Source organism: Spirosoma sp. KUDC1026 (genome assembly GCF_013375035.1).
In the GTDB taxonomy this organism is placed as follows: Bacteria; Bacteroidota; Bacteroidia; order Cytophagales; family Spirosomataceae; genus Spirosoma.
This window is the reverse complement of the sequence record NZ_CP056032.1, coordinates 3,540,344-3,555,403: the sequence shown is the minus strand read 5'-3', so window position 1 is coordinate 3,555,403 and position 15,060 is coordinate 3,540,344. Positions and strand designations below refer to the sequence as shown.

At 53.8% G+C, this 15,060-nt stretch carries 12 protein-coding genes and 1 pseudogene; 2 read left to right on the top strand and 11 right to left on the bottom strand.

All coding sequences use genetic code 11. The features are described from left to right. Positions 1-2: 2 nt before the first annotated feature. Both HU175_RS14880 and HU175_RS14875 read right to left on the bottom strand, forming a co-directional pair. Positions 3-1,427 carry an alpha-L-fucosidase gene (locus HU175_RS14880; protein WP_176567345.1) on the bottom strand — a complete coding sequence of 475 codons (1,425 nt, stop codon included), beginning with the start codon at positions 1,425-1,427 and terminating at the stop codon, positions 3-5. Between the two features lie 181 nt (positions 1,428-1,608). Beyond that, entirely contained in the window at positions 1,609-4,137 is a 2,529-nt protein-coding gene (locus tag HU175_RS14875) for a sigma 54-interacting transcriptional regulator (protein ID WP_176567344.1), read from the bottom strand. Positions 4,138-4,368: 231 nt separating this feature from the next. Here HU175_RS14875 and HU175_RS14870 point away from each other — a divergent pair, with 231 nt between their 5' ends. Then, on the top strand, positions 4,369-5,211 hold the full coding sequence (locus HU175_RS14870; protein ID WP_176567343.1) for a helix-turn-helix domain-containing protein: 843 nt from the start codon (positions 4,369-4,371) through the stop codon (positions 5,209-5,211). Between the two features lie 93 nt (positions 5,212-5,304). Here the strand turns inward: HU175_RS14870 and HU175_RS14865 are convergent, their stop codons facing one another. The 3 genes from HU175_RS14865 to HU175_RS14855 are packed head-to-tail and all read right to left on the bottom strand — an operon-like array spanning position 5,305 to position 9,058. Continuing rightward, complete coding sequence (locus HU175_RS14865) at positions 5,305-6,798, bottom strand: serine hydrolase (RefSeq protein WP_176567342.1); 1,494 nt, start codon at positions 6,796-6,798, stop codon at positions 5,305-5,307. Position 6,799: 1 nt separating this feature from the next. Continuing rightward, positions 6,800-7,849 carry a class A beta-lactamase gene (gene bla, locus HU175_RS14860; protein ID WP_176567341.1) on the bottom strand — a complete coding sequence of 350 codons (1,050 nt, stop codon included), beginning with the start codon at positions 7,847-7,849 and terminating at the stop codon, positions 6,800-6,802. A gap of 21 nt (positions 7,850-7,870) precedes the next feature. Then, entirely contained in the window at positions 7,871-9,058 is a 1,188-nt protein-coding gene (locus HU175_RS14855) for a cystathionine gamma-synthase family protein (protein ID WP_176567340.1), read from the bottom strand. A gap of 237 nt (positions 9,059-9,295) precedes the next feature. Here HU175_RS14855 and HU175_RS14850 point away from each other — a divergent pair, with 237 nt between their 5' ends. After that, complete coding sequence (locus tag HU175_RS14850) at positions 9,296-9,589, top strand: DUF3861 domain-containing protein (protein ID WP_176567339.1); 294 nt, start codon at positions 9,296-9,298, stop codon at positions 9,587-9,589. Between the two features lie 71 nt (positions 9,590-9,660). On the opposite strand, the pseudogene HU175_RS14845 reads toward HU175_RS14850, so the two are convergent. From HU175_RS14845 to HU175_RS14820, 6 genes and pseudogenes are all read right to left on the bottom strand, one after another. Next, positions 9,661-10,871: pseudogene (locus tag HU175_RS14845) on the bottom strand (pyridoxal phosphate-dependent aminotransferase). A gap of 54 nt (positions 10,872-10,925) precedes the next feature. Next, entirely contained in the window at positions 10,926-11,432 is a 507-nt protein-coding gene (locus HU175_RS14840; RefSeq protein WP_176567338.1) for a c-type cytochrome, read from the bottom strand. Positions 11,433-11,504: 72 nt separating this feature from the next. Then, complete coding sequence (locus HU175_RS14835) at positions 11,505-12,536, bottom strand: MBL fold metallo-hydrolase (RefSeq protein WP_176567337.1); 1,032 nt, start codon at positions 12,534-12,536, stop codon at positions 11,505-11,507. Between the two features lie 19 nt (positions 12,537-12,555). Continuing rightward, on the bottom strand, positions 12,556-13,080 hold the full coding sequence (locus tag HU175_RS14830; protein WP_176567336.1) for a methylated-DNA--[protein]-cysteine S-methyltransferase: 525 nt from the start codon (positions 13,078-13,080) through the stop codon (positions 12,556-12,558). Between the two features lie 69 nt (positions 13,081-13,149). Then, a complete protein-coding gene (locus tag HU175_RS14825) occupies positions 13,150-14,295 on the bottom strand; it encodes an epoxide hydrolase family protein (RefSeq protein ID WP_176567335.1) in 1,146 nt (381 codons plus the stop codon). Between the two features lie 284 nt (positions 14,296-14,579). Beyond that, the gene (locus HU175_RS14820; RefSeq protein WP_176567334.1) at positions 14,580-14,810 is read right to left on the bottom strand and encodes a hypothetical protein; all 231 of its coding nucleotides are present in this window, start codon (positions 14,808-14,810) and stop codon (positions 14,580-14,582) included. Between the last annotated feature and the right edge of the window lie 250 nt (positions 14,811-15,060).

The window sequence follows — 15,060 nt, the reverse complement described above, 5'->3', positions numbered from 1 at the left end:
GCTTACCGACCGGTTTCCTTGTACACCCCTAATTCGGCAATGGCAGCCGGGGCTGTAAACGAATCGATCAGCACTCGCACCCGGCTCCCCTTAACCATCGAAAATCGATGCACTTTGGCCCGGCCTGGATTGGCCCGGCCTGGATTGGCTTCACTCGTCATCGGAATTGGCTTCCAGGTTTTACCCGACAAGTACTCCAGCCGATAGCCGGTAATGGTAGCGGCAGGCTCCAGGATCGTGATCAGGTTGAACGACGTTTCGATACCCGGTTTATCGCTCAGTACGACTTCGTACATCGGCTTTTTCACACTGGGGTTCGATTTCCAGGCCGTGCGAAAGTTGTCGTCGTTGCCAAAATCCATAATCCACATATCATCGCTCCAGGTCGCATTGGCTGGCTGATGTTTGGCCAGATTATGTGAAATAATTGGCGCGTCGAACGGCGGTAGTTTGGGCTGTTCGGCGTCGGGTTTCCATACCTCTCCGATCTGCTTCAAGGCCGTCAGCGCATTATCGTCGATAAGACCTTCCCGGTTGGGTGCTACGTTCAGCAGGAACGTGCAGTAGGCCCGATTGAACGGCACCAGATTATCGCGCACCAGCACGATAGGGTCTTTGACGGGCCTGGTCGGAAACGAGCTTTTCCAGAACCAGGCATCGTTGATTGGCAGGCACGACAGCGCGGGTAGCTTATTGGTTTCTTTGGAAATGTGCTGCCCAGCCCCCTGCTCATAGGATTTGATGTCAGTGTAGAACAGGGCTTCGGCGGGGTACTTGGCCGCGTTCAAATCCATCACCAGACAATTAGGCTGAATGGACTTAATGTGCCGATAGATCTCTTCAAACGGAATATCGTCGTACGAAATCCGCGACCAGGGTGCATCCCAGCCGTCGATGATAAGCGCCGAAATGGGGCCGTAGTTCGTCAGTAGTTCGGTGAGCTGGGCTTTCACCATGGCGATGTGCTGTTTGGTAATAAAACCGGGCCGCAGCTTGTGGTGAGTGTCCAGAATGGAATAATACAGCATGACGTTCAGCCCGTTAGCCCGGAACGCATCAGTGTACTCCCGCACTACGTCGCGTTTCAACGGACTATTCATTACGTTGTAGGGCGTGGTCTTCGTGTCCCAGATACAGAAGCCGCTATGGTGTTTGGTCGTCAATGCGCCGTACGCCATCCTGGCTGATTTAGCCGCTTTTGCCCATTGAGTACAGTCCAGCCTAGTGGGGTTGAACAGGGTGGGCGACGCATCGGGGTCAGCCCAGTCGTCGCTCATGAAGGTGGGGATGTTGAAATGGATAAACATCCCGAATCGCTGGTCGATAAACGCCTGCTGTAGCTGCGGAAGGGGCAGTTGTTTGGCCGGTTGAGCCCCTAGCAGGAACGGAAGAAAGACGACGGCAACGGACAACCAAAGCAAGCGCATGGGTAAGGGTGTTAGACGAGAAACGAGTAATCAGCACGTAATGTATTGCGGACGCAAACATAACGATGGTAATCAGCACGGTTCCGGTACAAATCGACGATTCTGAAGTATTCAAAGCGGATTTTACCAAAATTGGACGCTGTGACTGGCGAAGTTTAGCCTATTGATAGATTACTCGCTCCTATCGTTTCAGCTGAATTTGCAGCTTTTTCATCCGGGCTTCGAGCGTTGTCGGTTTGAGGTTCAGCAACTCAGCGGCACCACCCCGCCCCCGGATACGTCCGCCCGATTTTGATAGTGCCGCCAGGATAGCCGCCCGCATGATATCATCGATGGGCTGGATGCATTCGACGCTTTGTCCTGCAGCAACAGGACTATCGGTTATGGGTATCGACCGTAAAGGTTCGGCTAGCTCCAGGGTATTGGATCGGGACAGAATAGCGGCCCGCTCCAACACGTGTTCCAGCTCCCGGATATTCCCCGGCCAAGTGTAGGCCAACAATTGATGCATCGTATCGTTGGTAACACCAGTCAGGGGTTTGCCCAGCTTTTTGCTAATCCGTCGTAGAAAATGCAGTGTCAGCGGTTGAATATCGTCCGTGCGTTCCCGCAGGGGCGGCACCACTATCGGAAACACGTTCAGCCGGTAGTAAAGATCCGAGCGAAACCGCCCCTCGGCTACTTCCTGCTGTACATTCCGGTTCGTGGCCGCAATAATCCGGACATCGATGCGGATGGGCCCTTTCCCGCCGATACGTTCAATTTCTTTCTCCTGAATTGCCCGCAGGAGTTTCGCCTGTAGTTCAAGGGGAAGTTCACCAATTTCGTCCAGAAACAGCGTTCCTCCACTGGCCAGCTCGAACTTACCAATGCGCTTTTCAGTCGCGCCGGTGAAACTGCCCCGTTCGTGCCCAAACAGTTCCGATTCGATCAACTGCGCGGGCAAAACGGCACAGTTGATCTTGATAATCGTCCGGTCCTTGCGCGACGACAGCGTATGCACCGCCCGGGCTACCAGTTCCTTCCCCGTCCCGGTTTCGCCCAGAATCAGGACGGTGGCATTGGTGGGTGCAACCTGGCTAATATTAGTAAACACGACCTGCATAGCCGGACTGTCGCCAATGATCTCCCCGAAATTATGACTCGTCTTGATCTCTTCCACCAGGTACGTTTTCTCCTGTTCCAGCCGCTCACTCAGCATTTTGATACGCTCAAAGGCAAATACATTTTCCAGCGCCAGCGACATCTGCACGCTGATGTCCTGCAACGTATGCAGATCATTATAGGTAAACGCATAGGGCGCTTTGCTGGCCAGAATCAGGGAGGCAACCGGCTGTTCGCCACGGAAAATGGGTACGTACATAAATGACTGCAGCCCCAGTTCTCTCCGGTACAGCTCCCCTATCACGTTGTCGGCGGCCTGCTGGGAAAATTGAAATCCCACATTGAGCGTCGGCTTCGTCAGGCAGGTTTGCATCCCGGCTAGGGCAGCCTCCCAGCTCGACGGGCTGATTGTTGAGGACAGCGGCAGGGAGTGCGATTCCAGTGGCTCAAAACGGCCCCGGCTCTTTTGCACCGTACAAAGCGTATCGGCCCCGGCCGGCTGCGGCACCTTGATCCGATAAAGCGCCAGCAGATCAACGGGTAGTAGCTCATTGATCGACTGGGCAACTTGCACGAGTATGGCGCTCATGCTGGCTTCGCTCCGAAAGGCATTGGCAATCGCCAGTTCGATAGCTTTGATCTGTCGGCGCGTATCGAGTTCCTCGTAAGCCAGCAGATTGTCCAGCGTCAGCGCGATTTGCGGACAGATCAGGTTAACGGTCTGGTAATCCCGTTCCGAGAAGCCATCAGCCTGGGTGCTGGACAGCATGATGGTAGTTATGGCATTACGTTTTAACGGAATCGGAAATAGCGCCAGCGACCGAACATTGAATTTATCCCGGCAGGCGCGTGCGGTCACGTAGGTCTGGCAGAGCTGGTCAAACGCGCTCCCGCTAAACACGCCGGTCTGTTCACCCAGTCGGTCCGGTGCTTCCTGATCCAGCTTGTTTAGCAGCGATTCGTCCGATTCGTTCTGGAGCAGGGCCGCCAGGTTAACCTTTTTAAACGCACTGCCAGCTTTCTCCAGCATCAGCCAGTAGAACGACGACTCGTCGGGTAAGCCGATCTGGAGGGTAAAAAACGAAAACGGCACAAACCGATTGATCTGGTCCGCAATTGCCAGGCAGAACTGCTCACGGTCCTGAATATTAATGCTGGCGTTATTGACGGCAATCCGGATACTCTGCTGCTGGCGCAATTTAGCTTCCTCGCTGTGGGCGTGGCGGTAACGGGCAATTTCCAGCGTCGACAGGACGTCTTTTTCCCGAAACGGTTTTGTCAGAAAGCCAAAGGGCTGCGTCACTTTAGCCTCCTCGAGCAGGCCGTCTGTCAGGTTGGCCGACAGAAAAACAAACGGTATGGCCTGCTTACTCAACCAGTGCGCCAGATCGATTCCGGTTTCGTGGCCATCCAGGAAAATATCCAGCAGCACAATGTCAGGCCGTTGGCTGGCAACCTGTTCTTTGGCCTCGTCCACAGATCCGGCGATCCCTCCGATCTGGTAGCCGCCTTTCGTCAGAATACGCCGTAAATCATTGGCGATCAAAAACTCATCTTCCACAATAAGCAGCGACGGCAGTACTGTTGGTTCGTTAGCGGGCAGCATATCGGTTCGTGATGTTGACGACACGTAAAGATACAGCTCCAGCCGGACTCCAATTGAGTTCTCCAATATGTTGGAGCCTCCAACATATTGGAGTGTAATTAACTAACCCAAAGTCTGATAAAGTTATGAATATCAAATAGTTGACTCAAATAAAACCAGATTTAGAAGAGGTGGCACTATGTTGGTCTTAGCGATAGTACCCAATAACCCATACGCCCGACTCCATCACTCATGAAAGACATCATTCCGCAAAGATCCCTGCACATCGAACAGCTCGACCTGAATCAATGGGCAACGCCTATCCGGTTTTCCGATTGTTACGAACTCATTCTGATTCAGTCGGGGAAGGGTCACCATCTGGTTAACGATAAGCGATTCACGTATCAACCAGGGGATGTTTTCTTTCTGGGCGCGCATGACCAGTATAGCTTCCTGACGATGCAGCCGACGAGCCTTTACAGGTTGTCATTCTCCCCGCTCTACATCTCCAGCCTGCTGATAGCGGATGATCAGCCCTGGGCTTATGTTAACAGATCTACTTCGCCCTGCCTGGGCTCAATCGCTACCGATTCTACCGATCAGGACAATTTGCGGGCGCTGGTCACCATGATTCTGTCAGAGGAACGTAGCCTTCGTCACCTGACGGGCAACCCCATTGTCGAATCGTTGATGAAAATCATTTTAAGTCTGGTCGACCGCCTTCTTGGCGAACGGGGAGCTGTTATCCCATCCCGGCAAACCTTTTCGTTGAACCTCACCCGTCAAATCATCGCCTACATCGGCCAGCATATCGGGGAACCGGAGCGCTTGCGGATGGATACCATCGCCGATGCCTTCAATTACTCTCCCGGCCACCTGAGTACCCTGTTCAAGCAACAGGTCGGTGACTCTATTCAGCAGTTCATTATCCGGCACAAACTCAAACTGGTTGCGACAAAACTGCGGCAAACTCCGCTGACCGTTTCCCAGATTGCCGACGAGTTCGGTTTTTCCGACGTTTGCCATCTCAACAAGCTGTTCAAACGATATTACAACCACACGCCTACCGCCTATCGCCAGGTCTTATCCGCCTGATACAGGCTATGTCCTTCAGCAAATCGATACGTACTGGAACCAGGAAAGCCGGTACAGAGGCCTGTACCGACGTTTAATACCTGTCAGCCAGTCTCAACGTTTCTTTTTGAAGTCCATTCCGTTGAACACCAACGTACTAACCTTACCAACTGAACTCAGACTGAACTGGGCAGTTGTTTTCCCCTGCCATGCCTTGTCAAAAGATCCGTAGAATGTGTCGTAGTGCCAGTGCGGCAGAGTTGCTGTCAAGGCGTTGTTAGCATTAAACGACAGGTCATTGCCAGCTAGGCTGACAGTTATCTCGCCATAGAGTAGACTATTGTACGTCCCAGCGTATTCCTGTAAAGCCAGCGACGGTTTCGTGTTTGGGACGCGCTGGGCCACAAAGCTGGCGGTTGCTTTCCTGTTTTGCTCCTTTATGCCCTCATACAGCGTTTTGAATTCTGTACTCCAGTCGCGTGTGCCGCCCAGGGCGAACAGATCGAACGCTTTATAGATCAGCGCATGACGCCCCTCGGCATGATCAACATTACCGAACGCAAAAATGCCCAACTTTTCGTCGGGTAGCTGGGCCGTAATAGCCGTCAGCCCCGCGTGGCTACCGGTATGGAAATTGATTTTATGTCCTTTATAATCATGCTGGTACCAGCCCAGCCCATAGGTGAGCCAGTTGGGTTGCAGAAGCTGCATGGTCGGGTATTCGTCATTGGGCACCAGCGTCTGCGTTTTGAACACCTCCGCCCAGGTTTCGGGTTTCAGCAGTCGACCACCGTTGTATTTACTGCTGTCGAGCATGCAGGTGACCCACTTGCTGATATCATCCGCCGACGACCAGACCGCTCCGGCTGAACCGATTTCACTATCGGGAGTATAATCGATCACGCGGATCGTATCGTTAATAACGTAGTGCGGCCGGACTTGGTTATCATCCTTTATGTATCTCCGTTTAGGAACTGTACGTAACATGCCCAGGGGTCGAAAAATCCGCGCCTGAATCGCTTCGGCCCAGGTTGTGCCCATCAGCCGCTCGATGATACGCCCGGCCGCCGAGTACATAATGTTCTGGTAAATGAACCCGGACCGGATGGAGTAACTGGGTTTCACCAGGGCCATCCGCCGGAACATCTCGTTAACGGGTATGTGCATCGCGCCCGTAAAAAAGTCGGTCCCCCCTACGCCCGTATCGTGGATGAGCAGGTCGCGGATGGTTATCTCCCGGCTGGCTGATGCATCGTAAAGCTGCAATTCGGGCAGGTACTTATAAACCGGATCGCTCCAGGCGAGCTTGCCTTCGTCGACCAGCATACCCATCAGCGCCACGGTCATGGCTTTTGTGGTCGATGCGCAGGCAAACAGCGTCTGGGTATCGACGGGCTCCGGTCTACCCACCTCCCGCACACCATACCCCTTGCTGAAAATAACCTTGTTATCTTTCACGACCACGACCGACATGCCGGGAATAGCCCACTGCTTCTGAACGGTCGCTACGTACTGATCGAACGCCTGTATCTGCTTGACCGTCGGCGTTTTCTGCCCAAAGACACTTCCCGTAATCAGCAGGCACGTAATGAGCTTGAAAACGTTCATCTCAGCGGGCCTGGGTTGTCAGCGTTGGCGACTGAAACAGAAAATAGTCGTAGATGGCGCGGCTTACCTGAGCGATGGTCTGTTCCCGTTCGGCCAGCGGCTGGGGCGACGGACCGACAAATACGGTCAGTGCAATGTGCCCACCCCCGTCGGGCAACGTAATGATCCCTACATCGTCGGTGGCATTACCGTCCAGCGAACCGGTCTTGTGGGCGACCACCGTTCCGGGCGGCAGGAAGCCTTTCATCCGGTTTGCCCCACCCCGGCAGCGCTCCATGACGGCCAGTAACGTATCGCGGCTGGCGGGCTTGATGGCGGTACCCCGGTAAATCTGGGTCAGCAGTTCGGTCATAGCGTCGGGCGTTGCTGTATCGCGCGGGTCGTCCTTAAATTTCGCCTGACTGGCGCGTCGAGATTCGGGCGTGATTTTCTGGTCAAGGGTATTATAAAAGCCTACTTTCCACTGATCTTCGGGGGGCAGGGTTACACCGTCCAGATCCGCGATGAGCTGAATAATGGTTCGGTCGACGGTCATGTCCTGGATACCCAGCGTTTTCAGCCGCTTCGTAACGGCCCCCGCTCCCCCTGCCAGGCGGAGTAGTATATCCGTTGCCGAATTGTCGCTGATGACCATCATCAGTTCCAGCAGGTTCTGCACCGACAGTTTCACGCCAGGTTTGGCGAACAGCACTTCCAGCGTACCGCTGCCCGGATGCAGATCGGCCGGTTGCAGATCGACCATCGTCATCATCGACAGCTTCCCCTCCTCCATCAGGTGAAAAAGTTGCGCAGCGATGGCGACTTTAGCCGTACTGGCCATAGCATAACGATCCTGCCGGTTGATACCGATACGTTGTCCCGTTTCGAGATGCACGGCGCTAACGCCCACTTTCCCTTTAGCGAGTTTGCTGATTCGGTCCAGTTCCTGCGTCAGACGCGGAGCACTGATGTCGGTTGTTTTAGGGGCTGGCTGGGCCAGACTCAGCGTGGCCGACAGCCACAGACCAGCCAGCGTGTACGCCAGCCGGTTCTGGTAAAAAAATGGGTGCATGGGTTGAGTTCAGATTGGTAGTCAGGGGTATACACTTGCCAGCGCCTGGCTCAGGTCATTAATCAGGTCTTCGACGTTTTCGATACCGACCGAGTAACGAATCAGCCCTTCAGGAATACCGAGTTGCGCGCGCTGAGCCTCCGTCAGCTCAACGTGGCTCGTCGTGCGGGGCGGACCCGCCAGCGTACTCACCGACCCCAGACTGGCCGCCAGGTGCACGTATTGCAGCGACGGCAGGAATCGCTTCACCGCATCATAGCCCGCCCGGAGCGAGAAACTCATCACGCCACCGAAACCGGTCATCTGTTCACTGGCGATGGCGTACCCCGCGTGCGTCTCCAGACCAGGGTAAAATACATCGGCAACTTTAGGATGACTTTTGAGAAAGTGGGCAATCTTAAGCGCCGACGCGTTCTGACGTTCGATACGCAGTTCCAATGTTTTCATACCCCGGGCAATGAGATAAGCCGGTTCGGCCTGGAGACTGGCACCGTTGATCTCCCGGAACCGGAAAACTTTCTCTACCAGCTCTTTCTTGCCGCACAGCAGTCCACCCATCGCGTCGGAGTGGCCACAGAGGAATTTCGTGGCGCTGTGCACTACCAGATCAGCCCCCAGTCGCAACGGATTCTGATTGATGGGCGTAGCAAACGTATTATCCACGACCACCACCGCCCCCACCCGCTTGGCTACCATCGCCAGCCGCCGGATGTCCACGATTTTCAGCGTCGGATTGGTGGGGGTTTCCAGGTACAGTACGTCGCAGCCTTTAGCGATTTCGGCCGCCAGCGCGTCGTAATCGGTCGTGTCGCAGAGTGTTACGTTAACCTGGTAATGAGGTAAAAAGTCGAGAAAAAGCCGGCTGGTACCGCCGTAGGTGTCTTTGATGGAGACCACTCGTTTGCCGGGTCCGAGCAGAGAAAACAGTGTATTGCTGATGGCCCCCATACCGGTAGCAAAGGACGTAGCAGCCTCGGCGCCTTCCAGAATCCGGATTTTCTCTTCGAGTACGTGAACCGTCGGGTTGGTGTTCCGGCTGTAGATGTGTCCTTCGGCGTTGCCGGTAGCAACCGAATACCATTCGTCGAGGTCCTTGTAAGCGTAGGTGACACTGTTAACAATGGGCGGGGTGGTTGCGCCGTCGTAAAACGGTTCGGTCTCCCCCGCCCAGACGGCTGCAGTGCCGCGCCGGGTCTTCGAGAAATCCATGTAGTGCTGTAGGAATTAGTTATACCGGAACAAAATAGCGGTTATTCCCTACAGCGGCAATTATTCGCAACACTTAGGCAAGATTTCACCAAACACTACCGATTAACAGAGCCCTGATGGTAATCGTACAAACGGCATCTTCCGGTGGGGCAACTTCTATCTTGTGTTCAATGTTGTTACCCCAAGGCATTGGCAAGACTGGTGCCCAGCCAACGTCACAAGTAAATAATACTCACTATGGAAAAGAAAGTAAACACCTACCATCTGACACTTACGCCCGTCCGACTTGCATCAGGCGAACCCGTATCGAATAAGCAACTGGACCTGACGGTTGACAATCACGACGAGCTATTTAGCATTATCGAACGCCTGCAAGAAAAAGATCCCTTCGGCGACAAAGCGCAGGCGGCAGAATTCGCGCTGGGCCTGAAACTGTTCAGCGAGGTCATGCTCAAACACCGGAACAACCCTTTGTTTGAAGAGTTAAAACCAGCTTTTCAGCCGTTTATGAAACGGCTGAAAAGTCTGTAATAACTATCATCCGTTGAAGCCTGCTCTGTACTAATTCCGGGAAACGTGAAAGCATAATTAATTCATGATAATCACTTTCGGCGGCTTTCCAGGAAGGCTTCGATTCGGTCCAGGGCAATGTTCAGTTCATCAACCGTGGGCAGGCAGACGATCCGGAAGTGATCGTTGTGGATGTAGTTGAAGCCCGTTCCCGCCACAACCAGTACTTTCTGCTCCACCAGCAGATTATACACAAAGTCGTGATCGTCAATCAGCCGGAACTGACTCAGATCAATTCGGGGGAAGATGTACAGGGCACCCTGGGGCTTAACGCACGTAATACCGGGGATGGCGCGCATCCGGTCGTAGGCCAGCATGATCTGTCGGTGCAGACGTCCAGTTGGCAGAATTAAGTCATTGATACTCTGATAACCGCCCAGCGCCGTCTGAATAGCGTATTGGGTCGGCACGTTGGCACACAGGCGCATACTGGCCAGCAATGTCAGCCCCTCGATGTATGATTTCGCCCGCTGGCGTGCCCCGCTCAGAATAAGCCACCCCCCCGAAAACCAGCTGCCCGGTAGTTCTTTGATAAGCCGCCCATGGTGATGCAGAGTGTCTCATGAACCAGCTTGGACATAGGGTGATGCAGCGCTCCATCGTAGAGAATCCGGTCGTAAATCTCGTCGGCGAAAATAATTAGCTTGTGCCGCTCGGCGATGCGGGCAATCCCTTCCAGCACCGATTGATCGTACACCGCTCCGGTTGGATTGTTGGGGTTGATAACCACGATGGCGCGTGTACGGGAGGTGATCTTACTTTCCAGATCGACCAGATCGGGGTTCCAGCCGGCCGCTTCGTCGCAGACGTAGTGAACAGGTTTACCGCCACAAAACGCTACCGACGCCGTCCAGAGCGGGTAATCCGGTGAGGGTAGCAGCACCTCATCGCCCTCGTTCAGCAACGCCTGCATCGACAGCATGATCAGTTCACTGACCCCGTTGCCGATGTAAATATCGTTGATCGTAATGCCGGGAACACCGAGGTTCTGCGTGTAGTGCATCACCGCCTTCCGGGCGGCAAACAGCCCCCGCGAATCGGCGTAGCCCTGCGCGTTCCGGATGTTCAGGATAATATCATGGACAATTTCGTCGGGCGCGTCGAAACCAAACGTAGCTGGGTTGCCAATGTTCAGGCTGATAATTTTATACCCCTGACTCTCCAGTTCAAGGGCTTTTTCGTAGATCGGCCCCCGAATGTCGTATTTAAGGTGCTCAAGCCGATCACTTTTCTTGATTTCTATGCCGGACGGTTCCATGCCGCAAAAGTACAGAATCGTCTGGAATCAATGACGTTTCTACTGACCTCCTGCTACACCATTTGGGGGGCTTGCAGCATTTATATAGGACAAAATAGAATGTATATCAGCATCGGTCAGCATCGTAAAACTGTGCATGGTTATGTTACCGAACTTTTCGTGAGCAATCCGACCGTATAAATCGCCTGACGCAATTACCTGCTGGGAATTTCGAATCCAAGCTCGTAGCCAGGCCTCGCTCGGAACGCGATCGGTAACCCCCATAAGCCCCGGCCCGACAATAATATCACCAGCTACCGAATGGCACTGGGCGCAGTTAGCCATGAATATTTTTTGTCCATGTAGTTGCTCCGTGTTTAAAACTGGAGGTTCCGGTTCTTCAACATATATCTCACATTCTCCAACAGCCCCATTTTTCTGGTGAGAGAAAGTATCGTCCGGCAGGATAAATGCGGATGTAACTAGTAACATAATCCCCAGACTCATTAGAGCCGTAAGCATCATTAAGGCAATGATTAACCGACGAATTTGCACTTGAGTGAACATCCTGGTATGTAGTTAAGCAAACCACAAGATAACTCTACTTAGCTATCCACCTAAGCGTTACGGTATTTTCTGCTAGTTAAACACCATTGCTTTTCCTTCGGTGGGCACAATGAACTGTTTCTCGTCGACCTTCTTTTCCTGTAAGGCTTTTTTCAGATCGGTAACGGGCTCAAACAGGCCATCATCGCCCTGCTGGAACGTACCAAAATGAATACCTACCGCCTGTTCGGCGTTCAGGTCCAGCAGTGTCTGTACAGCACCGGCTGGCGACATGTGCACGGGTGCCATGAACCACTCGGGCCGGTATGAACCGATGGGCAACAAGGCCAGCTTGATGGGTTTACCACTGGTCTGCTGCGCTATTTTTTTAAAATGCGGTCCGTAGCCGCTATCGCCACAAAAGAATGTCAGGCCGTATGACGTATCGAGCATATAACCCGCCCACAGCGTTTCTTCCCGATCGCCGAGGCCCCGGTTACTGAAATGCTGCGCCTGGGTGCAGGTCAACGTAAGTTTATCGTTCACGCGCAGCGTATCGCCCCAGTCCAGCTCCTTCGTAATCCGTCCACCGACTGACTTCGGCAGATAGGATACTCCCAGCGGGGTAACGAACAGCGGATTATGGGCTTTTACCAGTTTTTTAAGCGTCGGTAAATCCAGGTGGTCATAATGGTTGTGGCTTAACAGGACAACGTCGATGGGCGGCAATTCTTCAAACTTCAGTCCGGGTGGGCGGTGCCGTTTGATGCCCAGCCATGACGTAGGACCAACGCGTTCGGACCAGACCGGATCGGTCAGGATATTCAGCCCGTTGGTTTGCAGCAGAAACGTAGAGTGATTAACGAACGTAACGACCAGACTGTCGCCCTCAATCCGGGCGGCCGGCCTGGGCCCAATATAGGCGTCGGGCTGATCGGGCCAGGGACCTTTGTCCCGGTTAAGCAGCCATTTCAGCACCCCGCCCGATGATCGTTCGGGCATGCCGGGATTGAAAAACTTCTTGCCGTCGAAATGGTCGCTTACGGGACCTTTATAACGGGGCGCACAGCTCAGGACAGCCCCCAGTAAACCCAGGCAGGCAACACACTGCAGAATAGTTGACATGAAAACGAGTAGTAGCGAATTAGAATAAGGATAATTGACCGGGAGCCGTTGCACTGGCTTTTCCCTTCACTGAAACCGGCCAGGCACCTTCGTGTTTTAACAACCATTCTTTCCGCCAGAGTCCACCGGCGTAGCCCGTCAGCGACCCGTCTGAGCCAACAATCCGGTGACAGGGTACAACAATCCAGAGCGGATTGCGCCCGTTGGCAGCCGCTACGGCCCGAATGGCTTTTTCGTCGCCAAGGTGGCGGGTCAGCTCCAGGTAGGACTGCGTTGTTCCAAACGGCACAGCACGCAGTAGTTGCCAGACAGACTGCTGAAAGGCAGTGCCGGCCGGACTGATCAGAAAATCGAACGTCTGCCGCGTTCCGGCAAAGTATTCCGTCAACTGCTGAGCGGCCTGCGCAACAGGCTCGTCCAGTGGTAGACCATCCTGCGCCGGGCCACCACAGACACCGTCCAGGCAGGAAATTTGAGAAACGCCTTTCTCGTCGCCTTTAATGAGGGTTAAACCCAGCGGGGATTCGATGTATGCAGTTGTCATATCGGTAAACAGCTGATGGGAATTGACCAAACCAGGTCGCTCGCCTTCCCATTGGCTAAGGTAGTGACTTTATCGGTTTCGTAACGGTCGGAAGAAAGTACGCAGTTCTTCAGCCAGCAGTTCGGGTTCTTCGAGCGCGGCAAAGTGCCCACCCTGCGGCATCTCAGCCCAGTGCTGGACGTTGTAAAACCGCTCGGCAAATGCGCGGGGAGCCGATACAATATCTTTTGGGAAAATAGTAATGCCAGTTGGTACAGCCACTTTGGGTAACTCACCTTCGGTGGACTGTTGTTTATCATCCCAGTAGGGCGTAAACGACGATCGAATGGTGCCGGTCGCCCAGTAAATCATGATGTTGGTCAGCAGTTCGTCTTTAGTGTAACTGTTTTCGATCTGTCCCCGCGTGTCGCTCCAAGCAAAGAATTTTTCGACGATCCAGCCCGCCAGTCCAACCGGTGAGTCGGTCAGACCATAAGCCAGTGTCTGCGGTTTGGTTGACTGCTGCATGGCGTAGGCCCCTTCCTGCATCTGCCACTGCTGCCCGTCCTGCAGGTACTTTTTTTCCGGCTCCGACAGCTCATCGGGCTTCGTGGCAAACAGTCGCCAGTACGGTACGTCAATCAGGTGGATACCGGTCAGCGAGTCAGGATGCAACATGGCCAGGGCTTCGGTGATGCCACTTCCCACATCCCCCCCGTGGGCGCCGTATTGTTCGTAGCCCAGCGTGCTGGTCATGAGTTTATTGAATAGGTTAGACGTCCACTGGTTGTAATTACCCGTTTTTTGCAACTTATCCGAAAAACCAAATCCGGGCAGACTGGGAACGATTACGTCGAACGCATCTTCGGCGCTCCCTCCATGCGCCACGGGATCGGTCAGGAGCGGAATAAGTTTGGAAAACCGGTAAAACGAATCAGGCCAGCCATGACTTAACAGCAGCGGCATGGGATTGTTGCCCTTCCCCCGCTCATTAATCAGGTGTAGTCCATAGCCGTCCACATCGGTTCGGTAGTTAGCAAACTGATTCAGCGCTTTCTCCTGACTGCGCCAGTCAAAGCCAGTCTGCCAGTACTGTATCAGCTGACGCAGATAATCCGGGTCAGTACCGTACTGCCAGCCAGTGTCCGTCAGGTCGTCGGGCCAGCGCGTATTGCCCAGCCGCGTCTGTAGGTCATCGAGTATTTCCTGAGAAACGTTGATCTGAAAAGGTTGCATGATTCGATTGTTTATTGAAACGGCTGAAATACCCCCGGAACTCATTACAACGCGCTTCTACGGATTGTAGATCGGCCGAGAATCTGTGCCGGATATCTGACTTACTCACAAAGCGTTGCGCTAGTATGCTGTGTACCGTCACAGAGTTTAACTTATAATTCGGTATAGCGTAGGGCTGTTACGTTCGGGTTAGCCTTACCCGTAGCCCCCTGAAGGGGGAGCGGTTTATTTGCGTCATGCTCTCTCTTCAGGGGGCTACGGACCAGAGCCTGACGGCCCTGCGGTCAGAGAGTCTTCGTCTCGTGAACAATGAGTCGGTCTACCTCCAGTTCACCAATGCGTAGCTTACGTACGTAGGCCCGCCCAATCAGGAGTTGCCCAACCGCAATTGTTCCAATCGCCAGTGCTCCAACGGCTATGGCGCCCACGGCCAGCGCTCCGACAGCCAGTCGCCCGGCGGCCGCCTGCCCAATTTTCTGACTGCCGATACGTGTCGGCAACTGCCTCTTTTTCATGGATGTGCTCAATAAGTTCTTTGAAAACCGACAGGATATTCCTGAGTCGGCTTCTTCACAGAACCACGCTGATCCAAAAGGGTTTACCGGTTCTGTACGAATGGCGATGCAGCCGGAATCAGGAGTTTATAAAATTTCACCGGTCAGTCGTTACGTAGGGACTTTGTTTATGAAACGCAGATCGAACAACCGGTACCGTTCGTTCAGCCGGAAACGCATTGGACAAAGCGTCAGCTTTCTGCATCTTTGT